The sequence below is a fragment of the Varibaculum sp. GTC20041 genome (assembly GCF_055387755.1).
The window spans coordinates 1,067,247-1,089,979 of the sequence record NZ_AP041144.1 but is presented as its reverse complement, the minus strand read 5'-3'; the positions used below and the strand labels follow the sequence as shown (position 1 = coordinate 1,089,979).

Sequence of the window (22,733 nt, the reverse complement as noted above, 5' to 3'; positions counted from 1 at the left end):
TTCATCTTTTCCCTGTCTACCGGCTCTGCCCCCTCTCCGGGTGCAGAAACTGGTGTTTACATACCCTACTAAACTACTCGGTTTCGCAGGCCAACCCCAAAATATCGCGAGCGTCCTCGCCCTCGAAAAATACCGTTAAGACCTGGTACCGCAAAGAGCCTGCCCCCAATAAACCTTGATCAAGCTAAGGAAATCGGGGGCAGGCTCTACTGCTAGTGCCTAGGTAACCAGGTGCTAATTATTCTTCAGCTTTCCTCCGTTCTCGCGAGCAATCTGCTGGTTATAGGGAGTATCCCAATATACTTCCTGAGTAAGGGGATTGCGCCTAGTCGAGCGCACTTTATAAATGTGATACCCGAAAACCGCCACATTGGCTACTAAAGCTGCTGCCGAGAGCAGTAGCATCGCACTGGGATTGTGCGCGCTGCGGTGAGCAAACATGGAATCTTGCATAAAGTGCGGGAAGGTTAACACTATCGCCGACCAGAAGGTCAAGGTATAGGCTCGGTATTGAATCCAGGCTCCTTTCCCGAACGCTAAGAATGCGGGAATCGTACAAGAAGCCAGCAACGCCACCCCCGAATACCAGGCGCGGTCAGCTAGACAGTTATATACGTAGGCAACATTCCACAAATCGTAGGCAATAATCCAACCAACAGTTAGATCCCCCCAGATGATTTGCTTATTCTTACCTTTGGATACATAGATTCCCATCCAGCCCGAAATCATGAGGAAATTTAAGATTCCCGCGATTCCGTTCATAATGTTCCAAGGCCCGCCCCAGGTCACCATTCCTTGCGAGGGATCCACCCCATGAATCGAATAGCACTGGAAGTCGCGGATTACCGCCTCGATAATATTTACCGCCAAAATCAGCGGGGGAATACATAAATACCAGCGTTTAGTGCGTAGCTTCGGGAAATATTGCAGCGCTACCAGTGATAGGGAGCCGATTAACGCCGAGTACTGTTTGACTATCGGAAACCAACCGTCCGAGTTAGTACCGGCGCGCGAAGTAGGCCACCAAAAAAATGTCAGCGCCACTGGGATCACGATAAATACGGCGATGGCAACCCATTTATAGCGAATAGCTAGCCAGGCCATCACCGCCAAGGCAGCGATCACCACCACTAGCATCAAGTAGTCGTACCATTGACCCAGCTCAAAAAAGAACAGGGTAGGATAATCTGGTTTCATCAGTTATTTCGCCGCCCTTTTACCCCAGTTGGGAAGATAAGTTTTCTCTTTCTTTTGGCGAATCTGTTCCTCCCAAGAAAACTCCGGTTCTTCCCAGTCAGTGAAATAGTCACTGTCTACGACCTCGACCCAAGGCGAATCAGCGGAAGTGGGCGGCCAGGCAGGGTTATCGGTTACCGGAGGACGAACCTCGTTTACAGCCGGGTCTTGCCGTCCGTAACGCAGCCACTGAGTATGGGTATCTTCATAAAGCTCGGTATCATCCCAACGTCCGGCCGGAGTACCGTAACCAAAAACCTTACCTCCCAGCACTGCGCGTTTGATCCGTCCTTGCCACTGCGGTTTTTTACGGAACTCTGCCACCCGCTTCACATACAGGTTCTGCAGGTGCGCCATACATCCCCCGATAAGCTCGATATTTATCCAGTTAATCGCGGCTGCGAACTTGGTATCCGGTTCAAAACCAATCCGCCAATGGTTAATCAACCGGCAACGATTACCTTGCAGGGGAATCAGATAGAAGCACCAGGCAGCCGCATAATGCTTCATACCGGGATAGCGGAAAGCAAAAGAACCAGGAGCGCGAGGCGGATGCTTGGTATCTACCCATTGCGAAAGATACTTGCCCGGGACTACATCCGCCCACTCCATAGACATACCGGCATAATCAAAAGCTGCGATATCGCCCGGCTTTAAGGCGTCCGGTCCTTGCCATTGCTCTTGAATTTCGTAAGAGTTAAAGAAAGGTAGCCGGGCGAAGGTACGCTCAAGGAACTCTGAGGAATACGAGCCAGCCTTGTCGCAACCTAGCTGTTTTAGGTGCCGGTACACCGCATAGGCGGGAGCATCGATATTAATGGCATAGGTTGAAGACCGGCCATTGGAATAGCAACGATCGATCAAGTCATCGGAAGGATAGTGCCACTCATTTTCCTCTTTGGTAGCTTTGCCCGAAAACTGACTGAAGCCGAGCATTCCGCTGAGCACGACACTGCCCCCTAAAGCGCCTAGGCGCAAGACCTTTTTCATTCGGCCAGATTTACTAGACATATAGATTCTCCGTAGTTGTGTATTTTGGATATTTTCTAAACAGGTAACATCGTTGTTAACCCTGCGTTAACATTTAACCTATCACTGTCTGCCGGACTCTAAGGTCTTTTGGACAGGTATTTTATGGTGACGCATCCGCAGGTAGTGCCAGTTTTAAAAGTTAATAGGTAAGGTCAAAGTAATCGGGCAGCGCAGCCTGGTTAATAAGAAGGAATTCTAATGGGATTTTTATGGGAAGTAGGCCCGGTTTGGGTCTACCTTTTTTGGATATTGATTTTTGTCCTCCAAATGCTGGTGGCGGAAATGCACCGTCGCTGGACCTGGACTGCTTTCGCCCTCTGGACAGTGGGGGGAGTATTAGCGATTCCCTATGTGATTATCCACGGGGTCCCCATGGTGGGTTGGTTCCCGTTCGGAAAATTCATCATCATGCTCGCCACCGCCACTATGACCGCCTTCCTGCTGCATTGGGGAAAACGCAACCCCCTAAAAGCTCGCCGCTACGCGATTTGGTTCGGGGTAGCCCTCTGGATCGGATTGGCAGTAAATATTATGGAAGCAAATATTCGCGACCTCACCATCTATTTTGAAGCCGACACCTACCGCGCCTGCGCCACCAACTTCCAATGCCTAATGGATATAGATTCCGCCCGCTCAATCTCAATGATTGAAGGGTTGCCAGAAACCCGTGACATTACCGCTGCCAGTGGTTCTGTTGCCTGGTACCAAGCCGCCGCGGACGCTTTCAAAGCCAGCGGAGTGGGAATCGATCCCGCCACTGGATTCCGCACTATCGGCGGTTACTGGAACCTGCTATCTGCTGCCGCTGGAGTGCTAAACATTATTACCATTACTGGGCTGGGTAAAATCTTTATTTCCTCGGCGAAGAAAGGAAAAGTACAGGGACTAATCTGGGCAGATATGGCCTGGCCGTGGATTATTGCCTATGATCTGTGGAATCATTCCTTCCTGTACAACTCGCTCGCGGATTACACCTGGTATTGTACTTTGGCGTTACTGCTCGCCTGTACGGTTCCCGCCTTTACCTGGGCGAAAGGGCAATGGATTTGGTTCCGTTGTTTCACTTTGATGTTCTGGATTGCGGCTAATAATATCTTCCCAGAACTCTTGGTGCGCCCCTCTATCATGACTAACTACGCCACCATGAACCCGACGGCCAATATTGTGTGTGCCTGGTTGGCGTTGCTTTCTAATGTGGCACTGTTTGTCTATTGGCTCTACAAGATGAAGAAACATCATCGCAACCCCTGGACAAACTGCCTGTTCTTCGAGTTGGGGGCCTTTAGGAAAGTGGTGAAACTTTACGCGGATGATAAGGATAAATATTTCTTGACGGATTTCATCCCCGAAACCCCCTCCCAGCTGGGGTTCGAACCCGAATCGCAGCAGCCGCCAGTAGACGGATATGTCGGGTGGATGCCTTGGTGGAAACAGGACAAGCGATATCCGAAACCGCGTACTCCGCTTTCAGCTGACCCTAAGCTAGTCGAAAAAGGGATCGAATCTGATTCCAGCTGGGACGTCACCAAAGAAAAGGAAGCTTAACTATCTGTAAAAATGCAAAATAGAACGTTTGTTCGTAGGATAGGAATGTGGATGAAAAACTGGTAGTTAAAGGGGCACGGGAACACAATCTACGCAATGTGGGGATTGAGATTCCGCGCGACAAGATGGTGGTATTTACTGGGCTGTCTGGCTCGGGGAAGTCCTCACTGGCCTTCGATACCATTTTTGCCGAAGGGCAACGCCGCTATGTGGAATCTCTTTCCTCTTATGCCCGCCAGTTTTTAGGTCGTCTAGATAAACCGGATGTGGATTTTATCGCCGGGCTATCTCCGGCTGTTTCTATCGATCAAAAATCTACTTCCCGTAATCCGCGTTCCACCGTGGGTACTATTACCGAGGTCTACGACTACTTACGTTTGCTGTATGCCCGCGCCGGGCAGGCCTACTGCCCGGCGTGTGGGGAAAAAATCCAGGCGCAAACCGCTCAGCAAATCGTCGATCGCCTCCTCACTCTGCCAGAAAAAACCCGTTTCCAGATATTGGCTCCGGTGGTACGCGGACGCAAAGGCGAATACAGCGAGCTTTTTGCCGAGCTAGTAACCCAGGGATTCTCGGCGGCAGTGGTAGATGGGGAAACTGTGCGCCTTACCCAGCCCCCGAAGCTGGAGCGGAAAATTAAGCACGATATTTTTGTGCGAGTAGATCGTCTGGTGATGAAAGAGGGGGTGCGCACCCGGCTTTCGGATTCGATAGAAACTGCCTTGAAACTGGCAGACGGACTGGTAGTGGTCGATTTTGTGGATCGAGATCCATCTGATCCCGAGCGTTCCCGGCGTTTTTCTGAAAACCGCGCCTGTCCCAATGATCATCCCCTACAGCTAGAGGAAATAGAGCCACGTACTTTTTCCTTCAATGCCCCCTATGGGGCTTGCCCAGATTGTTCGGGGCTAGGGTCTCATCTGGAAGTCGATCCGGAATTGGTGGTTCCTAACCCGGAGCTTTCAATTTCTGAGGGCGCGATTGCCCCCTGGTCAACAAAAAACCAGTATCTAATGCATATGGTGGCTGGCCTGGGGGAGGAACTGGGCTTTGATCTGGATACTCCCTTTTGTCAGCTTTCGGCCTCCCAGAAAAAAGCCCTGTTACAAGGACGTGACTACCAGGTAAAAGTAAAGTTCCGGAATCGTTGGGGCAGGATGCGCACCTATTCCTCCGGGTTCGAGGGCGCGATTCCTTGGATTAAACGCAAACGCGAGGAAACCGAATCCGAGATAATGCGCGCGCGATACGAGGGGTATATGCGCCAAGTTCCCTGCTCTACTTGTCACGGTGACCGTCTCAAGCCAGAAGTCCTAGCAGTAAAGATTGGCGAACTAAATATTGCGCAGTTAACTAAACTATCGATTGCTGCCAGTGGCAAATACTTGGCGGAAGTAGAACTTGCGGGGCCGGCCAAAAAAATCGCGGAACCGATATTGAAAGAAGTGCAGGTACGCTTGCAATTCTTACAAGATGTGGGTCTGGGCTATTTAACCCTAGCGCGGGGAGCAGCCACGCTCTCCGGGGGAGAAGCCCAGCGGATTCGTCTGGCCACCCAGATTGGTTCCGGTCTGGTAGGGGTACTTTATGTGCTGGATGAGCCCTCAATTGGTTTGCACCAGCGCGATAACCACAAGCTAATCGAAACTCTAAAGAAGCTCCGCGACCTCGGAAACACTTTATTGGTGGTAGAACATGACGAGGACACTATCCGCGCTAGCGACTGGATAGTCGATATCGGACCGGAAGCCGGAGAGCACGGGGGAGAAGTTCTCTACTCGGGGTCGGTAGCGGGGATTGCTGACTGTAAGCGCTCCCTTACCGGTCAGTTTTTATCGGGTGCCAAGCAGATTGCAGTCCCCAAAAAACGACGCCAGATCGAAAAAGATCGGCAGCTAAAAATTATGGGGGCGCGAGAAAATAACCTTAAGAATCTAGATGTTTCGATTCCTCTAGGTAAGTTAGTGCTGGTAACCGGGGTATCTGGTTCCGGAAAATCTACCCTAATTAACCAGATAATGTATGAGGCTTTAGCGGCAAAGCTACAGCGCAAAAGAGTGGTTCCCGGTCGCCATAAAGGGATCGAAGGAATCGAGCATTTGGACAAGGTGGTACACGTAGATCAAAGTCCGATTGGACGCAATCCCCGCTCTAACCCCGCCACCTATACCGGGGTGTGGGACGCGGTGCGCGCCCTCTTTGCCCAAACCCCCGAGGCGCAACTGCGCGGATACGGTCCGGGCCGTTTTTCCTTCAACGTCAAAGGAGGGCGCTGCGAGGCTTGTAAAGGCGATGGCACGCTTAAGATTGAAATGAACTTCCTGCCGGATGTGTATGTACCTTGCGAAGTCTGCGAGGGCGCGCGCTATAACCAGGAAACATTAGAGATTAAATACCGGGGTAAATCAGTAGCCGAAGTGCTCGATATGCCGATCAGCGAAGCGGCAGAGTTTTTTGCTCCTATAAACAAGATTTCTCGTCACCTGAACACCCTGGTAGAGGTGGGATTAGGGTATCTGCGCCTCGGGCAAAGCGCTACTACTCTTTCCGGTGGGGAAGCCCAGCGGGTAAAACTAGCCAGTGAACTCCAGCGCCGCTCCAATGGACGCACTATTTATGTCCTCGATGAACCTACCACCGGGCTACACCTGGAAGATATTCGCAAATTAATGCTGGTTCTGCAGTCCTTGGTAGACAAGGGCAACTCGGTTATCGTAATCGAACACAATCTGGATGTGATCAAGTGCGCCGATTGGGTAATTGATTTAGGTCCGGAGGGCGGAGACGGCGGGGGCACCCTAGTGGCTCAAGGTACTCCGGAGCAAGTAGCAAAGGTGAAGGCTTCTTACACCGGGCAGTACCTGCGCCCAATGTTGCAGTGATTCTCTCTTAGGCGCCAAAGCCATTCTGGTAATTCTTGACATTTTCCCCGCAACACTTAGTGGGAGTGTTAAACCTGCGGATATTCTCTAGCTGCGATTCTGACAATTTTATGAAATTTCGAATAGCATGATAGAGATCCATAACAGGATAGCTAAGGTAAATCGGTGCTGATCCCACTGAGTCTCATTTTTTAGCTGCGGCTTCTCTCTTCTAGGTCGTAATCATAATCATTACGGCAATGCAAAACTGTGCGAAAAAGTGCTTGCACTTTCTGTATCTATACGTATAGACTTCTGTTGTCGCTTCAGTGAGGAAGACGATGTACTGGAGGAACTATGAGAGATAACCGCAAAGCAGAGCAAGTTACGGACGAGCATTTTGCAACTAGCCACGGAAGAAAATCATTCTGGTCTGCAGTCATTTCAATCTGGCTTGGCACTACTATGGAGTACGTTGATTTCGCTCTATATGGTTTAGCCGCTGGCTTAGTTTTTTGTGACGTGTTCTTTCCTGAGCAAACAAAAATAATTGCTTTACTGTCTTCATTTATTACCTATTCTGTTGGTTTCCTGGCAAGACCTGTTGGCGCGTTTGTATTAGGCCGCTTAGGGGATCGTCTCGGGCGGAGAAAAATACTAATTTTTACTGTCGCTCTGATGGGTATAGCCACCTCTGGGATTGGTTTGATTCCCTCCTACGCTGCCATTGGTATTTGGGCGCCGATTATTTTGGCGGTTTTGCGAATATGTCAGGGATTTGGCGCAGGGGCAGAATTATCAGGTGGCGCAGTAATGCTTGCGGAATATGCGCCTACTCGACATCGGGGACTGGTGTCTTCTTTGATTGGGGTAGGATCCAATAGCGGCACCTTACTTGCATCAACCGTATGGCTCTTGGTGTTGCTTCTTCCACATGACGAAGTTATAGCTTGGGGATGGCGTATCCCATTTCTTTGTTCCATTTTGGTAGCATGTTTGGCCTTGTTGCTTCGTCGCACAATGGATGAAAGCCCTGTGTTCCGCTCTTATCAGAAGAAAAAAGCTCAGGAACTATCCAAATTGGAATCAGTTGATGCGTCCTCGAAAGTAACAGGCTTTGGGTGGAAAGCCTTTTTTGTAATGCTTGGGTTGCGTATCGGTGAAAATGGGCCTTCATATATGGCTCAGGGATTTTTAGTTGGATACACAGTCAACGCGCTTGGTATGAATAAAGGAGTTCCAACTACCGCCGTATTAGTAGCGTCGATTCTCGGGTTTGCGGTGATTCCATTTTCCGGCTGGCTCTCAGATAGATACGGTCGCAGAATAACATACAGAGTTTTTTGTGCTTTGTTAGTGCTGTATGGAGTCCCTGCATTTGCCTTGATGGAAAGCCGAAATGCCGTGTTAGTTGGTGCGGTGATCGTAGTTGGAATGTGCATCGGTTCATTGGGAATTTTCGGTGTGCAGGCTGCTTATGGTGTAGAGCTTTTTGGGGTAGGGCATCGCTACTCCACTATGGCGATTGCAAAAGAACTTGGTTCTATCCTGTCGGGTGGTACCGCTCCTATGATTGCCTCAGCGTTACTAGCGGCGACTGGTTCTTGGATTCCTTTAGCTATATATTTCTGTGTTACTGCCGGAATTGGTTTTATAACCACGTTCTTTGCGCCTGAAACCCGCGGACGTGATTTAACTTTGCTTGAAGACGCTATCTAGGTGACGGTAAAATGGTTTGGGTGGAAGAGCCAATTGACGTTTTTAGCTGTTCCCCCGCATCGTCTTTAGTTAACGAATTATTGTTCCGGATGAAGAGCATATTGTCATGTCATCAAGGTTAGCTACGCAATCCGATGTCGCGAGAGTGGCTGGTACTTCAACTGCAGTCGTTAGCTATGTGGTTAACGGAGGTCCGCGACCAGTGGCGTCCGAAACCAGGGATCGTGTTCTAGCCGCGATAGAGAAGACTGGCTATCGCCCGAATAATGCTGCGAGAACATTGCTAACTGGAAAGAGTTCTACGCTGGGAATGGTTATCCCGGATCTTACTAATCCCTTTTTATCGCATATGGTTCAGTGCATAGAGGACAAATTATTCGAGCTTGGGTACTCTCTTTTAGTCGCTGACTCACACGACGATTTAACTCGGGAAAAACGCATTATTGAAACGATGATAAGTCAACAAGTAGCTGGTCTCATCTGGTATTCAGTAGATCAGCCATCCCCGGTTGAATTTGTGAAAGACATGCATCAACCCGTAGCCTTCATGAATGCCTGCTATCCAGTTAAAATGCTCGATGCTACTGGAAAAAGGATAAGTGTACTAGAAGATGAGTGCGCAGCTGCAGCAGAACTCACCAGGAAGTTGATTGAACGCGGATGCAGTACCATAGGGCACCTTGGTGGCCCTAAGGATCGTATCAACTCGGCGGAACGTTCAAGGGGCTGGTTGCAAGCCATAGGAGATGACGGTATCCGAAATCCGGAAAGCCATCCGCTTTATTTGACTGCACCTTACACCCATGAAGGTGGCTGGGCGTCGGCAGAGGAATTTCTGCGATTAGGATGCGACGGAATAGTCGTCTCCAATGAGATGCAAGCAGTAGGGCTAATGGGGCATATATCTGCCCTGGGAAAGAGTATTCCCCAGGACGTAAGCATTGTCGCAATGCACGGCACTCCGCACGCTCCCTTTTATGCACCATCGCTATCCGCAATGCACATTGATATAGATGATTTAGTGAATAAACTGAGCATTTCTCTTTTGGAAAAAGATACTCCTGAAACGATTGTCCCATCTTTATTTTTTGTGGAACGAGGTAGTTGTTTCGGTAGAGATATTTCCAAATATAAACGAAAGTAGTGAATTTGGATGTCCCTAATTATTGATTGTGATCCCGGAAATGGGATTACTGGTGCGAATGTAGATGATGCTTTAGCCCTTTGCCTGGCGTGGTCGGCACCACAAGTTGAGGTTAGCTCTGTTTGGACGGTTTTCGGAAATGTTACCGCTGCAGAAGCTGCTAACTCAGCTCAATGTCTCGCAAACACTTTTCGTGTTAATACGCCGATAATTAAAGGTTGTGATCGCCCTCTTGATAGCTATGTTTCCCCCTCTACGTGGAGGGAAAAACTAGACGCTCCCAGGCTTGATTCGGAGACTCGTAAGCTGTGGCGAAACTCTGATCGCTATCGACCCGAGGGACTTTCAGGACAAAAAGATATATTGTTTTTCCAGGATGAAAAATGCGAATCTCCTGAAGAAGCTGCTCTTAGACTAGCTGAGGATTTATTACGAAATAATCCGAAAGACTTTATAACCATTGCGGCCTTGGGGCCTTTAACCAACATTGCTGCCCTAATTCGTTTTCAGCCGGATGCGGCAAAACGGATTAAAGAGATTTTTCTTATGGGAGGTTGTTTGGGGTACGGAGACTTAGTAGATACCAATTTTGCTATTGATCCGTTGGCTGCCGCAATAGTTTTACAATCTGGAATTAAAGTGACTATGGTACCTATCGATGTTACGCGTACAACTCATATGGCACTAGATTATTGGTTAAACACTATGCAGTGGGCATGTAAACATCGGCAGAACGAGGAACGAGCTATGGAAATAGACTCGTGGCTGAGACCTTGGATTGAATACAGTGCTAAAACTCGTCCTGTAGATGGGATGTGGGTACACGATATGGTGGTTATCGCTCACCTGCTTTGTCCTGATATTACGCAGGTAGCGTCAGGGTTGTTCACGCTTTCTGCTCAACCCAAGGGAAAGTTAATACGAATTTCTAGTGATGACCCTGCTATCAATCAACAATTTGGTTCGAGTAAGAAACTGGAAGACAGCCCCTTCAAGGCACAAGTGATGACGTCGGTGGATAATGATCGACTCCTTTCGCTGTGGAGACGCACAGTATTTAGCTGCAATACTCCAGCGGTATAAATAATCCAGCGCGATTTGTAGACGACGTAACTATACAGGGATTTATATCATGTATATTTTTGACGCTTCTTTGCCGGGAAACCAAGTGATATTGCTCCTGGTGGCACTGATATTCTCTTCATTAATCGGGATTGAAAGACAATCTCGTGGTAAAAGTGCAGGTATCCGTACTCAAGTTATTGTTGGGGTAACTGCATGTTCGATGATGATCATATCTAAGTATGGTTTTATGGATGTGATCACGGAGGGAACTATTCGGCTTGACCCCTCACGTGTAGCTGCACAAATTGTCTCTGGTATCGGTTTTCTAGGGGCTGGGATTATTCTTACCCGTCACGGAACAATTAGTGGCCTGACAACTGCGGCAACTATTTGGGAAACAGCTGCCATAGGCATGGCTTGTGGTGCTGGAATGTGGTGGTTAGGAGCGGCTGGTTTATTTTGTCACTTTACTGCGGTCTGGGTTTTGGCGCCTCTAGCAGGTTACTTACAGGGATTGCTAACTGGACAAGAAGAACTGCTTAGAGTTACTTATTCGCAAGGGTTTGGAGTTTTACGGTCGGTAGTTTCAGAAGCAACTAAATTAGGTTGGAGTATTAATAAACTACATTCCCATTCTGATGTTAACAGTGATAATAAGGTAGCAATCGATATAACAGTAAATTCAAATAGACACCATAGTATTAACGATCTAATCGTAGCGATCTCTGAAATTAAAAAAGTAGTCAGTGTCCAAGATTTAAATGATGCATAAAACTTAACCATTAGTTCTTTCTATGCATGGCACGAAAACTGGAAAATATCCGCAGGCGATCCAAGGCGAGGTAGTTTGCTTGCGGAAACAGATTGTTAATAAACCGTTTGTTTTACAAGCATAAATCCCAATGGGAAATCATTACCATGTGAACGGCTTTAGTGAGGAAGACAATGCTCGAAACTAATCCTGACGCACATAGGAGGAGCAAGAGACTGGTCTGAATCATACGGATCATGGATTACGGTCACAGCAGGATAGCAACTACCCAAGGCAAAGCACCGCAAGGGAAGAGGCCGTTGTCGTCTTTTCGGCTGTGCTAATCTACGGGAAAGAGAAACCTATTTTGAATTGGAGATTCGCCAATGGGAGCTCCCCTTATCGATCTAATGCAATTCACTTCGGTGTGCGCAGCAGTCCTTGATCGGGCTCGCAGACGCCCTCGGCAAGTAGCGGTGGAACGCCCTTCCGCCCTGGGTGCAGCCTGGGAAAAAATCTCCGCAGCTTCGCTAGGAGACGCTATCCGAGCAGCTGGATTAGGTTGGATCGGTTTGGGGCTCAAACCGGGAGATGCGGTCTCTATTTTGGGATCCACCTCTTATGAGTGGATGGTTATGGATCTAGGCGCGCAAGCCGCGGGACTGGTAACCGTACCGATTTATGAAACCGACTCCTATGAACAAGTAAAATGGATTACCCAAAAAGCCCAGGTTAAAGCGGTTATTACTGATTCTACGGTGCAAGCCAATATGATCCGCCAATTGGATAACGAACCCGAACTAACCGGGCAAATCTCGGTGGTTTTTTCCCTGGATGATTCGGGCTTTACCCGTCTGCTAGAACATGGCCGCACGATTCCCCCCGCTAAGCTAGACGAACGCTTAGAACAAATAAAACTGGATGACCTGTGCACTATCGTGTTTACTTCCGGGACTACCGGGCGTCCCAAGGGAGTGGAAATCACTCACGCAAACTTTTTACGCCCCCTAAATGCCGTAATCGAGCGAAAAAGTTGGAATGAATGGATTTTTGATCCCGGTGCCCGGGTGATTTACTTCTTGCCAGTAGCCCATGTACTTGCGCGATTCTTGGGATATCAGCAGCTGGTAGGCCATGGTACCGCTGCGTTCTTGCCGAACCCGAAGACCATCGTGCAAGATATGCAGACATTTAAACCACATGCGATACTAGTGGTACCCCGGGTGCTGGAAAAAATCTATAACGCTGCCGATGCCACCGCGGGTTCCGGGATAAAACTGCGGATTTTCCGGATGGCAGCGCGCACCGCCGAACAGTGGGCGCGGCTGCAAGAGTCAGGGAAAGAGATTTCTTTCGGACAAAAAATCAAGATTCGCCTGGCACGGCGGCTGGTGTTAAATAAGATTCGCAAACTTATGGGCGGGAACCTACAGGGGATCGTCTCTGGGGGAGCCCCCATGGCCGAGCGGCTCGGCCGCTTCTTCATCGGATGCGGAATCGAAGTCTTGCAAGGCTATGGCGCGACCGAAACCACCGGGCCACTCACCATGTCTGACCGAATCGGTAACAAAACCGGATACGTGGGACATGCTTTGCTGTGTAACGAAGTACGTCTGGGCGAGGGCGGCGAACTACAGGCACGCGGCGGCTCGATTATGCGAGGCTATCACGGGGAACCAGAACTCACCAAGGAAGCGTTTACCGAGGACGGCTGGCTAAAAACCGGAGATATTGCGCAGATTGATGCGGATGGAAACGTTAAAATCACCGGACGTGCCAAGGAAATCATTGTGACTGCCGGGGGCAAGAATGTAGCCCCCGAGGTTCTAGAAGAACGGCTAAAGGGTCATCCCCTAATCTCGCAGGTAATGGTGGTGGGAGACAATAAACCCTTCGTAGCCGCCCTGGTTACTTTAGATAAAGAAATGTTGCCTACCTGGTTAAAGAATCACGGTATGGCGCAGATGGATGTTACCCGCGCGGCGCGGGATCCCCGGGTGCTGGAGGCCTTACAACGGGCAGTCCAACGTACCAATCGGGCAGTGTCACGGGCAGAATCTATCCGGAAGATCAAAATAATTACTACCGATTGGACTACCGAGAACGGGATGCTGACCCCATCACTCAAGATTAAGCGTAATCGGATTCGCTCCCTCTATCGGGAACAAATAGAGGATCTCTACGCCAAAACAGATAAGAAATAACGCCGATCCTCGTTGGCGCCCGGCGAAGGTGGATACTTCAAAAGTTTAAACAGATCAGTCGGCCTATAAGCCGGGTTCTGTACTGGCTAAGCCAGCGGCGACCATCTATCTGAGACCTACGTTACCGCAGGTCTTTAGCAACCTACCCGCAAGTTAAAAGCGGACCACCCAACTTGCTGCTTGGTCTTGCTCCGGATGGGGTTTACCTAGCTGGCCAAGTCACCTTGACCACTGGTGGTCTCTTACACCGCCTTTTCACCCTTACCACGCGAGGCGTGGCGGTATATTTTCTGCGGCACTAGCCCGCGGGTCACCCCGGGTGGCTGTTAGCCATCATCCTGTCCTGTGGAGCCCGGACTTTCCTCGACTATCGCTAGCCGCGGCCGCCCGGCCGACTGATCCGGGACAATAATACCTAAATCCGCCCTCGAATCGAAAGCAAAGTGCAAGCGGATTAATGCTCCAAGCTAAACAGGAGGAACTGATTATTCTCGGGTTGCTAGACTGTAAGACATGGTTGCCTATATAGATATTCACCCAGTTAATCCCCAAGCCCGGCTAATTACGAAAGCTGCTGACATTATTCGAGATGGAGGCGTGATCGCTTACCCCACCGATTCCGGTTACGCCCTCGGTTGCAAACTTGGAAACAAAGCGGGGCTGGAACGGATCCAAACTATCCGCAAGCTGCCTAAAACTCACAACTTCACCCTAATTTGTCATGATTTTAAGCAGCTGGGGAAGCTAGTGATCGTCGACAATTCGGCGTTTAAGCTGATAAACCGGCTCACCCCTGGGCCTTTCACCTTCATTATGAAGGGCGATAAAAAGGTACCGCGGATCATGCTCAACCCCAAGAAAAAGACGGTGGGGGCACGGATTCCTGACCACATAACTACTTTGGCACTGGTAGAAGAATTGGGGGAGCCGTTAATGTCCTCCACTTTGATTTTGCCAGATAAAGAAGTACCAGAAGCGAACGGGTGGGAAATTCGCGATGAAATCGGTTACCTGTTAGATGCAGTGATTGAAGGACCGGTAGAAGAAGCCCGTCCCACCACGGTTATTGATCTCACCGGCCAGGTGCCTGAGGTATTACGCCAAGGTGCCGGTGATCTTTCGGATGTAATGATCTAGTGGATCTTTTTCAACAGGCGGCCCTTAACGAACAGGGGATCCCCGCTTTTTCCGCATCCGCACCTTTGGCGGTACGGATGCGCCCGCTCAGTATTGACGAGGTGGTCGGGCAAGCACACTTGCTAGAGCCGGGTTCTCCCTTGCGGCGGCTTCTAGAACCCCAAGGCAGCGCGGGGGCAGTTAGTTCCATAGTATTTTGGGGCCCGCCCGGAACTGGGAAGACCACGCTAGCCTATCTGGTAGCCACCGCTTCGCAGAGAAACTTTGTGGAGGTCAGCGCGGTTTCTGCCGGGGTTAAAGAAGTGCGGGCAGTTATAAAGCAGGCACGCGAGCAACTGCGAGCCACTGGTAAACAAACCGTGCTTTTTGTTGACGAAGTACATCGTTTCTCCAAGTCGCAGCAAGATGCGCTGCTGCCGGCGGTGGAAAATTCTTGGGTTATTTTGGTAGCCGCCACTACCGAGAACCCCTCCTTTTCCGTAGTTTCTCCCTTGCTTTCGCGTTCTTTGCTGCTCACCTTAAACCCGCTAAATAAGCAGGACGTGAAAGGAGTGCTGCAGCGCGCCCTCACTGATGAACGCGGACTGAAAGGCAAGGTAACCGCGGACGAGGACACCCTAAATCGGCTAGCGGATCTCGGGGGAGCCGATGCGCGCAAAGCTCTGACTTTATTAGAGGCAGCCGCGGAGGGGGCGTTAACGGCGGGACGTAGCGTCCTCAGCACTGAAGATATAGCTCGCGCCGCCGATACTGCAATCGTGAAATATGATCGCGATGATCACTATGACGTAATCAGTGCCTTTATTAAATCCATGCGTGGTTCTGACGTCGACGCCACCTTGCATTACTTGGCACGCATGATCGAAGGGGGAGAAGACCCCCGTTTTATTGCCCGGCGAATCATGATTTGTGCCAGCGAGGACGTGGGGATGGCCGATCCTAAAGCGCTAGAAATTGCAGTCAGCGCGGCTCAGGCAGTCCAGATGATTGGAATGCCGGAGGGGCGGATTATTCTGGCGCAGGCCGCCGTGGCAGTTGCTACCGCCCCGAAATCCAATGCCTCCTATTTGGGAATTGAAGCCGCCATTAAAGATGTGCGCTCCGGGAAAAGCGGCTCAGTACCTGCCCATCTGCGTGATTCTCATTACGCAGATGCGAAAAAATTGGGAGTGTCCGGATATAAATATGCGCACGATTATCCGCATCATATTGTGGCGCAAACCTATCTACCTGCGTCTTTAGTTGGCACTCAGTATTATTACCCCACCGATAACGGCTACGAAGATTTGGTGTCTAAACGTTTGCATACCATCCGCGGCATTTTGGCCAATGGCAATGGGGAACAAAAATAAGCTAATCTAAGACAGTTGTCTCCGGACAACCCTGGGGTCTTAGCCCGCGTGGTGACCCCACCGGCAATACCGGTGAATGACAATTAAAGAACCCATACAGGAGAAAATTAAATGGCAAATAAACGTGCACGTAAGCAGGTTCGTCTCTCTCGCGCTCTGGGGATCGCGCTGACCCCGAAGGCGCAGCGTTACTTTGACCGTCGCCCCTATGGGCCTGGTGAACATGGCAGGGCTCGCCGTCGCAGCGAATCTGACTATGCGATCCGTTTGAAGGAAAAACAGCGTCTGCGTGCCCAATACAATATCCGCGAGGCTCAGATGCACCGCCTATTCGAAGAGGCGCGGCGGATTAAGGGCATGACCGGTGAGAATCTAATCGTACTGCTAGAGTCCCGTCTGGACGCCCTGGTCTTGCGTTCTGGTTTTGCCCGCACTATGCCGCAGGCTCGCCAGACGGTAGTTCACCGTCACGTGCTGGTCGATGGCAAGCAGGTTGACCGCCCCTCCTACCGGGTAAAGCCCGGTCAGGTTATCCAGATTTGCCCCAAGTCCCAGACTAAAGATCCCTTTATTGTGGCGGCCGCGGGTTCTCACCGCGATGTACTCCCGGATGTTCCCCCCTATTTGGATGTGAACCTAGAACAGCTACAGGCGACCTACGTGCGTTTGCCTGAGCGCGACGAAATCCCGGTAGTCTGCGATCTGCAGATGGTGGTTGAGCACTACTCACGCTAGGTAATTATTCTTGTTGCCTGATGCCTCCCGATTTTTCGGGAGGCATCACGCATATTTTGCTTGGTTCTGGGACTGATGCTCGGTAGGGTAAAATTTAGCTATATACAAGCATTCTTTAGGAAGGAAGAACAATGAGCGTGGGTGAGGTTGCTTCATTAATCGCCGCTTTAGCGTTTTTGCTGCTAGTAGTGTTTCTAGCGATACCTCTATGGAAGCTGGGGAAAGTATTTGACCAGCTTCAAGGATCAATTAAGCAGGTAGCAGCAGATACTGGCGATACCGTTAAGGAAGTTTCCCAAACAGTCCGGGATGCCAATGCCCAGTTGGTGCGGGTAGATGCAGTAACCACTTCCGCAGCACAAGTTGCGCAAGATATCTCTGCGGTTTCGACCTTGGTTTCTTCTACCTTTGCCGGCCCACTGATTAAGCTCTCTGCCTTTTCTTACGCCGCCCGGAGAATGTTTAACCGGAAAGGGCAAGACTAATGAACAAACTAGTAAAACTGGGGATCGCCGTGGCGGTTGTGGGTGCCGTTGCCTATTCGATCCCTCCGGTACGTCAGCGGATACAAGCTGCCGGATCCGCTTTCCAGGAAGATTTTAAAGTCCGAGAAAGGCAATTGCGGGCGGCGTTAATGCCACAAACCACCCCCTTAAGTTAATCCCATGTTCAGTAGGAGGGAGCTCACCTCCTCCTCCCTAAGATCTAGAGGCATAATGCAAACTTCTGAAATTCGTTCCCGTTGGCTCGACTATTTTGCAAAGCAGGGACACCACCTAGCTCCGTCCGTTCCCTTGGTTTCTCCCGATAAGTCGATTTTGTTCACTATCGCGGGAATGGTGCCGTTCATTCCCTATATTGTGGGAACCGAGCCAGCGCCTTGGCCGCGGGTTGCCAGTGTGCAAAAGTGCATCCGCACCAATGATATTGAAGAAGTTGGGAAAACCACCCGGCATGGCACTTTCTTCCAGATGTGTGGGAACTTTAGTTTCGGTGACTATTTCAAACAGGGTGCCTCCACCATGGCCTGGGATCTGCTCACCGGTTCGGTCGAGGACGGCAAATATGGTCTGGACGGCGACAAACTGTGGGTAACTATTTGGGAAAACGATGCTGAAGCCGAGGACATATGGCTAAATCAAATCGGCCTCGATCCGATGCATCTACAAAAGCTGCCGCGCGAAGAAATATTTTGGGATACCGGGCAGCCCGGGCCTGCCGGTCCTTGCGCTGAAATCCACTTTGATCGCGGAAGCGGCTACGGCCCAGAAGGTGGCCCGGAAGCAGATACCGGTGGTGACCGCTATCTGGAATTGTGGAACCTGGTTTTTGATCAATACTTACGTGGTGAAGGACGCGGTAAAGACTATCCGCTGCTCGGCGAACTAGATAAGAAATGCATTGATACCGGATTAGGTCTGGAGCGGCTAGCGTTCTTGCTACAAGGCAAGGACAATATGTACGAGATCGACCAGGTGTTCCCGGTAATTGAAAAGGCTCAGGAGCTGTCGGGGAAACGCTATACCCAAGGTAAAACTTCCAATAATCCTGACGATATCCGGATGCGGGTAGTAGCTGACCACGTACGCAGCGCTTTAATGTTGATTGGGGATGGGGTTCGTCCCGGTAATGATGGTCGCGGATATGTACTGCGTCGTCTGATTCGCCGAGTAGTGCGCGCTATGCGCCTCTTGGGGGTAGAAAAACCGGTATTTCCTGATCTGTTGCCGGTTTCAAAGCGGGAAATGGCAGCCTCCTATCCCGAATTAGACCGGGATTGGGCAACCATTTCTACTGTGGCTTACGCGGAAGAAGAAGCTTTTAGGCGCACGCTAGAGTCCGGGACCTTAATTTTTGACCAGGCTGTTACCCGCCTTAAGCAACATCATGAAATCCAGCTATCGGGTAAAGATGCCTTCGCCTTGCACGACACCTACGGCTTCCCGATTGATTTGACTATTGAGATGGCCGCCGAACAGGGTATCCAGGTTGATCGCGAGAAGTTCACCGAGTTAATGCAGGAACAAAAGAACCGTGCCCGCGAAGATGCCCGGGCTAAAAAGACTGGGCACGTGGATGCGCGTATCTATCATGAACTGGAAGCTGACCTCGGTCACGAAGTCGAGTTCGTGGGCTATACCGAAGACAGCTGCAACGCGAAAGTGATTGGACTGCTGGCTGATGGCCAGGCAGTACCGGCTGTTTCTACCGGAAGCAATGTAGAAATCGTTTTAGATGCCACTCCGTTTTATGCGGAAATGGGCGGGCAGCTGGCTGATCATGGAGTAATCCGTTCCTTCCAGGGTGCTAAATTTAAGGTCGAAGATGTGCAAAGTCCGGTTGCCGGTCTGCGGGTACACCGAGGAACTTTGGAAGCGGGACAACTCGCCGTAGGCGACGAGGTGGTGGCCGCGATTGATACCGCTCGCCGCCAAGCGATTGCCCGTTCCCATACTGCAACCCATATGCTACATAAGGCGTTGCAAGAAACTTTAGGCGCCCAAGCCACCCAGGCAGGCAGTGAAAATAACGAAAACCGTCTGCGTTTTGATTTCCACCACGGCAAATCTCTAAACGATAAGCAAACAGAGCAGATTTTTGACCGGATTAATGATCAGCTGCGGGAAAATCTGCCGGTTAATACCGAGATTATGTCATTAGAAGATGCCAAGAAGTCGGGCGCTACCGCTTTGTTCGGGGAAAAATATGGGCAGGAAGTGCGGGTAGTTGATATTGGTAACGGCTGGGATCGTGAGCTTTGCGGCGGTACCCACATGCCAACCACCGGATACCTGGGACAGGTGGTCTTGATGTCTGAAAGCTCTATCGGGTCAGGGGTTAGACGAATCGAGGCGCTAGTAGCCGATAAAGCCGCTGATTTTCAGGCAAAAGAACATGAATTAATCACCCAGATCGCCAAGATTATGGGAACTAAACCGGAAATGATTCCTTCCCGCATTGATGATGCCCTACTTCGCCTACGTCATGCGCAAAAAGAACTTAACCGCCTGCAACAAGAAAATCTCTTATCCCGGGTAGGGGAGTTAGCGGCCTCTGCCAAAGAGATTGCGGGCAAGCGGGTAGTTAGCTTTAATGCGGGGCAGGTACCCGGGGAAGCCCTGAGGGTACTTGCGGAAGCACTGCGTCAACATTTGCACGATGCCAATGCAGTAGTAGCAGTAGGGGGCGTATTTAAGGATCGTCCCTCGGTAGTTGTTGCCACTACCGCTAGCGCTCGGGATACCGGACTTAAAGCCGGGAATCTGGTGAAGATCGCTGCTCAAACCATGGGAGGCGGCGGAGGAGGCCGACCCGACCTGGCGCAAGGCGGAGGTAAAGACGCAGGTAAGCTTGCTGAGGCTTTGCAAGCGATTGAACGCGAGATTGCAAATAGCTAATGCGTACCGGCGTCAGACTAGCGATAGATCTGGGTACTAGACGCATTGGGGTGGCTCGCTCCGATGCAGCCGGTATCTTGGCATTGCCGGTGGAAACTGTTTACCGTGACGGCGGGCAAGAGCTGTTTCGCATCGTCGAATTGGTAGCTGAGCATGAGGCGAAGGAAATCATCATTGGCCTGCCGCGTTTACTCAGTGGGAAGGAAGGCAAAAACGCCGCCGACGTGCGCGAGTGGGGCGCAGAGTTGGAACAGCTGTTACCAACTTGTAGCATAAGACTTGTAGATGAACGACTCACCTCGGTGAGCGCTCATCAGCAGTTGCGCTCTGCCGGAGTTGGAGGGCGTGACCATAAGAGCGTCGTAGACCAACAGGCTGCAGTGCTAATCCTGGAGCAGGCGCTGGAAATAGAACGGCGAACCGGACGTCCCCCCGGATTGCCGCTGGCCAACGGATCTGAAAGCGAGGGAGCCTGATGAGCCGCGAGGAAGAAAATGGCGAGGCTAGAAGACATTTTCCGTCCCGCCGCGCCGATAAAAACAGCGTAGCGGAGCCTTCTCAAAGGCAAGATTCCGCTAACCTCGACAGCTATTGGGAAGGGGAGTCTGAAGCGACTGTTCCTTCTCGGTCAGCCGTTGCCGGACGTAGTGCGCGGCGGAAAGCCCGCCGTAAAAAACGTACTATTGCGGCAGTAGTAATCCTGGTGGTCATCGGCTTAATTACTGGAGCCTCAGTTATTGCTGCCAAAGAGCTCGGAGGAATTAGCGGCATAATATCTGGGGGTGAAGACTACGAAGGTAAAGGCAGCGGGGAAGTAATTATCGAGATTCCCGAAGGTGCCTCGGGTAAAACTATCGGAACAATCCTAGAAAAAGAAGGAGTAATCGCGGACGCGGACGTCTTTGCCGATATATTTAAGAAAAATTCTTTGGCACAAGGGGTGCAAGCCGGACGATTCCGACTGCACAAACGGATGTCTTCGCGAGAAGCGCTGGCAATGCTGCTAGATCCTACCTCCAAAGCAGATATTAAGGTAACTATTCCTCCCGGGTTTACCGTTAAGCAGATAAAGACCCGCTTGCAGGAAACTGCCGGATTCAATGCTGATCAGGTAGCTGAAGCCTTCGCAGACCCCGCCGAATACGGTATTCCCGGGCAAAGCGAAGAGTCTTTCGAAGGCTGGCTAGCTCCCGATACTTATACTGTTTCCACCAAACAGAGCGTAAAAGATCTGGTAAAAACCATGGTGGACACCCAGATTAAACGCTTAGATGAGGCGGGAGTGGCTCCCGAGCAGCGTGCTAGTGTCCTGATTAAGGCTTCTATCTTAGAAAAAGAAGTCAATCTCGATAAGTATTACGCCCAGGTAGCTAGGGTTATTGAAAATCGTCTTCAAGATAATCCGGATACTCACGGATTTTTACAAATGGATTCCACGGTGGTTTATGGTCTTGGCCGCTCCGGCGGAATTCCCAGTAGCGAGGATCTAAAACAAGACACCCCGTATAACACTTACAAGCATAAAGGACTGCCCCCAACTGCCATCGGGACGGTAGGGCAAAAGGCACTGCAAGCGGCGGTGAAACCGGCTGATGGTAAATGGCTTTACTTCACCACGGTCAATCTGGATAGTGGGGAAACTAAGTTCGCCCTCACTTTAGAAGAACAGAAGAAGAGCGTGGAGGAACTTAAGCAGTGGTGCCAGCAAAACCAGGGCAAATGCAAACGCTAACTCCCTGGGCAGCGGTAATCGGATCCCCGATTAGCCATTCGCTGTCTCCAGTTCTCCACCTGGCAGCCTATCGGGATCTTGGGCTAAATATTGACTATCGCCGGGTAGAAGTTACCAAGGATCAGGTGGAGCCATTTTTGGCCAGCTGGCCGGAAAACCTGGTGGGACTGTCGGTGACTATGCCTTTAAAGCAGGTGATTATTCCCCTGCTTTCCCAAGTTGATGGGCTAGCCAAAGCAACCGGAGCCGTAAATACCGTAGTGCCCTTCCCGGGAGGAGTTACCGCGGGATTTAACACCGATGTTTATGGGTTGGTGGCAGCCATTAAAGAGGCTAAGGGTCGTGACTTCAGCCCCGAAAAAGCGGTCATAGTAGGATCGGGGGCTACTGCTTCCTCGGCGCTAGCCGCTTTAACCGAACTTGAGGCCGCTCAGATTAATCTGTTGTCGCGCAGAGTATCGGGGACAGGTAATGCCCTGCAGGCGGCGACTAGGTTAGGCATCGATCCCGGATATATTCCCCTAGCCGCCAGTGAGAAGGCTCGCGAAACCTTGCAGGCAGCGGAACTGATTATTTCCACCGTTCCTCGCGAAGTTCTGGATGGCTTATATAAAACTATTTCCTTTAACTCTGATCAAACCGTATTAGACATTGTGTATGATCCTTGGCCGAGCGAACTGGTAAAACAAGCTCGCCGCGACGGCGCCACTATTATTTCCGGAAAATCCATGCTGCTACATCAAGCCCAAATGCAGGTCAAGTTATTTACTTCCCGCACTCCCAATCTTCAAGCTATGCGGACAGCTCTTAAGGAGGCATAAC

General features: G+C 50.6%; 18 protein-coding genes and 1 other RNA gene. 16 read left to right on the top strand and 3 right to left on the bottom strand.

What is annotated here, in order from left to right; translation table 11 throughout:
- Nucleotides 1-234: 234 nt before the first annotated feature.
- Entirely contained in the window at nt 235-1,197 is a 963-nt protein-coding gene (locus tag ACZ5BI_RS04675) for a DUF5692 family protein (protein ID WP_464896762.1), read from the bottom strand.
- A gap of 3 nt (nt 1,198-1,200) precedes the next feature.
- Nucleotides 1,201-2,226 carry a hypothetical protein gene (locus ACZ5BI_RS04670; RefSeq protein WP_464896761.1) on the bottom strand — a complete coding sequence of 342 codons (1,026 nt, stop codon included), beginning with the start codon at nt 2,224-2,226 and terminating at the stop codon, nt 1,201-1,203.
- A gap of 240 nt (nt 2,227-2,466) precedes the next feature.
- Here ACZ5BI_RS04670 and ACZ5BI_RS04665 point away from each other — a divergent pair, with 240 nt between their 5' ends.
- The 7 genes from ACZ5BI_RS04665 (at nt 2,467) to ACZ5BI_RS04635 (ending at nt 13,557) form a co-directional block, all read left to right on the top strand.
- On the top strand, nt 2,467-3,813 hold the full coding sequence (locus ACZ5BI_RS04665; RefSeq protein WP_464896760.1) for a DUF5692 family protein: 1,347 nt from the start codon (nt 2,467-2,469) through the stop codon (nt 3,811-3,813).
- 47 nt (nt 3,814-3,860) lie between these two features.
- Nucleotides 3,861-6,695 carry an excinuclease ABC subunit UvrA gene (gene uvrA, locus ACZ5BI_RS04660; RefSeq protein ID WP_464896759.1) on the top strand — a complete coding sequence of 945 codons (2,835 nt, stop codon included), beginning with the start codon at nt 3,861-3,863 and terminating at the stop codon, nt 6,693-6,695.
- Nucleotides 6,696-7,031: 336 nt separating this feature from the next.
- Nucleotides 7,032-8,393: an MFS transporter gene (locus ACZ5BI_RS04655; protein WP_464896758.1), complete on the top strand. Its 1,362-nt coding sequence runs from the start codon at nt 7,032-7,034 to the stop codon at nt 8,391-8,393.
- Between the two features lie 106 nt (nt 8,394-8,499).
- The gene (locus tag ACZ5BI_RS04650; RefSeq protein ID WP_278605505.1) at nt 8,500-9,537 is read left to right on the top strand and encodes a LacI family DNA-binding transcriptional regulator; all 1,038 of its coding nucleotides are present in this window, start codon (nt 8,500-8,502) and stop codon (nt 9,535-9,537) included.
- Between the two features lie 9 nt (nt 9,538-9,546).
- Nucleotides 9,547-10,620 carry a nucleoside hydrolase gene (locus ACZ5BI_RS04645; protein ID WP_464896757.1) on the top strand — a complete coding sequence of 358 codons (1,074 nt, stop codon included), beginning with the start codon at nt 9,547-9,549 and terminating at the stop codon, nt 10,618-10,620.
- A gap of 49 nt (nt 10,621-10,669) precedes the next feature.
- The gene (locus ACZ5BI_RS04640; RefSeq protein ID WP_412585436.1) at nt 10,670-11,374 is read left to right on the top strand and encodes an MgtC/SapB family protein; all 705 of its coding nucleotides are present in this window, start codon (nt 10,670-10,672) and stop codon (nt 11,372-11,374) included.
- A 365-nt stretch (nt 11,375-11,739) separates the two neighbouring features.
- The gene (locus ACZ5BI_RS04635) at nt 11,740-13,557 is read left to right on the top strand and encodes an AMP-dependent synthetase/ligase (protein WP_316098983.1); all 1,818 of its coding nucleotides are present in this window, start codon (nt 11,740-11,742) and stop codon (nt 13,555-13,557) included.
- 50 nt (nt 13,558-13,607) lie between these two features.
- On the opposite strand, the gene rnpB is transcribed toward ACZ5BI_RS04635, so the two are convergent.
- Nucleotides 13,608-13,956: RNase P RNA component class A (rnpB, locus tag ACZ5BI_RS04630), an RNA gene on the bottom strand.
- 114 nt (nt 13,957-14,070) lie between these two features.
- Here rnpB and ACZ5BI_RS04625 point away from each other — a divergent pair.
- From ACZ5BI_RS04625 to ACZ5BI_RS04585, 9 genes are all read left to right on the top strand, one after another.
- Entirely contained in the window at nt 14,071-14,694 is a 624-nt protein-coding gene (locus ACZ5BI_RS04625; protein WP_316087402.1) for an L-threonylcarbamoyladenylate synthase, read from the top strand.
- Nucleotides 14,694-16,046: a replication-associated recombination protein A gene (locus ACZ5BI_RS04620; RefSeq protein ID WP_464896756.1), complete on the top strand. Its 1,353-nt coding sequence runs from the start codon at nt 14,694-14,696 to the stop codon at nt 16,044-16,046. The genes ACZ5BI_RS04625 and ACZ5BI_RS04620 overlap by 1 nt, the downstream gene beginning before the upstream one ends.
- Nucleotides 16,047-16,157: 111 nt before the next feature.
- Complete coding sequence (gene rpsD / locus ACZ5BI_RS04615; protein ID WP_024058817.1) at nt 16,158-16,781, top strand: 30S ribosomal protein S4; 624 nt, start codon at nt 16,158-16,160, stop codon at nt 16,779-16,781.
- A gap of 131 nt (nt 16,782-16,912) precedes the next feature.
- A complete protein-coding gene (locus tag ACZ5BI_RS04610; protein ID WP_024058818.1) occupies nt 16,913-17,266 on the top strand; it encodes a DUF948 domain-containing protein in 354 nt (117 codons plus the stop codon).
- Complete coding sequence (locus ACZ5BI_RS04605; protein ID WP_238127871.1) at nt 17,266-17,442, top strand: hypothetical protein; 177 nt, start codon at nt 17,266-17,268, stop codon at nt 17,440-17,442. Before ACZ5BI_RS04610 ends, ACZ5BI_RS04605 begins: the two co-directional genes overlap by 1 nt.
- 55 nt (nt 17,443-17,497) lie before the next feature.
- Nucleotides 17,498-20,179, top strand: a complete 2,682-nt coding sequence (gene alaS, locus ACZ5BI_RS04600) for an alanine--tRNA ligase (protein ID WP_464896755.1) — start codon at nt 17,498-17,500, stop codon at nt 20,177-20,179.
- On the top strand, nt 20,179-20,655 hold the full coding sequence (gene ruvX, locus ACZ5BI_RS04595) for a Holliday junction resolvase RuvX (RefSeq protein WP_316087523.1): 477 nt from the start codon (nt 20,179-20,181) through the stop codon (nt 20,653-20,655). Before alaS ends, ruvX begins: the two co-directional genes overlap by 1 nt.
- Nucleotides 20,655-21,911 (top strand): endolytic transglycosylase MltG, encoded by a 1,257-nt coding sequence (mltG, locus tag ACZ5BI_RS04590; RefSeq protein ID WP_464896754.1) that lies wholly within the window; start codon nt 20,655-20,657, stop codon nt 21,909-21,911. Before ruvX ends, mltG begins: the two co-directional genes overlap by 1 nt.
- Nucleotides 21,899-22,732 carry a shikimate dehydrogenase gene (locus tag ACZ5BI_RS04585; RefSeq protein ID WP_464896753.1) on the top strand — a complete coding sequence of 278 codons (834 nt, stop codon included), beginning with the start codon at nt 21,899-21,901 and terminating at the stop codon, nt 22,730-22,732. The genes mltG and ACZ5BI_RS04585 overlap by 13 nt, the downstream gene beginning before the upstream one ends.
- Nucleotide 22,733 lies beyond the last annotated feature (1 nt).

Coding starts and splice junctions, on each gene's coding strand:
- ACZ5BI_RS04675 (WP_464896762.1), bottom strand. CDS start 1,197: ATGAAACCAGATTATCCTACCCTGTTCTTTTTTGAGCTGGGTCAATGG.
- ACZ5BI_RS04670 (WP_464896761.1), bottom strand. CDS start 2,226: ATGAAAAAGGTCTTGCGCCTAGGCGCTTTAGGGGGCAGTGTCGTGCTC.
- ACZ5BI_RS04665 (WP_464896760.1), top strand. CDS start 2,467: ATGGGATTTTTATGGGAAGTAGGCCCGGTTTGGGTCTACCTTTTTTGG.
- ACZ5BI_RS04655 (WP_464896758.1), top strand. CDS start 7,032: ATGAGAGATAACCGCAAAGCAGAGCAAGTTACGGACGAGCATTTTGCA.
- ACZ5BI_RS04650 (WP_278605505.1), top strand. CDS start 8,500: ATGTCATCAAGGTTAGCTACGCAATCCGATGTCGCGAGAGTGGCTGGT.
- ACZ5BI_RS04645 (WP_464896757.1), top strand. CDS start 9,547: ATGTCCCTAATTATTGATTGTGATCCCGGAAATGGGATTACTGGTGCG.
- ACZ5BI_RS04640 (WP_412585436.1), top strand. CDS start 10,670: ATGTATATTTTTGACGCTTCTTTGCCGGGAAACCAAGTGATATTGCTC.
- ACZ5BI_RS04635 (WP_316098983.1), top strand. CDS start 11,740: ATGGGAGCTCCCCTTATCGATCTAATGCAATTCACTTCGGTGTGCGCA.
- ACZ5BI_RS04625 (WP_316087402.1), top strand. CDS start 14,071: ATGGTTGCCTATATAGATATTCACCCAGTTAATCCCCAAGCCCGGCTA.
- rpsD (WP_024058817.1), top strand. CDS start 16,158: ATGGCAAATAAACGTGCACGTAAGCAGGTTCGTCTCTCTCGCGCTCTG.
- ACZ5BI_RS04610 (WP_024058818.1), top strand. CDS start 16,913: ATGAGCGTGGGTGAGGTTGCTTCATTAATCGCCGCTTTAGCGTTTTTG.
- ACZ5BI_RS04605 (WP_238127871.1), top strand. CDS start 17,266: ATGAACAAACTAGTAAAACTGGGGATCGCCGTGGCGGTTGTGGGTGCC.
- alaS (WP_464896755.1), top strand. CDS start 17,498: ATGCAAACTTCTGAAATTCGTTCCCGTTGGCTCGACTATTTTGCAAAG.
- ruvX (WP_316087523.1), top strand. CDS start 20,179: ATGCGTACCGGCGTCAGACTAGCGATAGATCTGGGTACTAGACGCATT.
- mltG (WP_464896754.1), top strand. CDS start 20,655: ATGAGCCGCGAGGAAGAAAATGGCGAGGCTAGAAGACATTTTCCGTCC.
- ACZ5BI_RS04585 (WP_464896753.1), top strand. CDS start 21,899: ATGCAAACGCTAACTCCCTGGGCAGCGGTAATCGGATCCCCGATTAGC.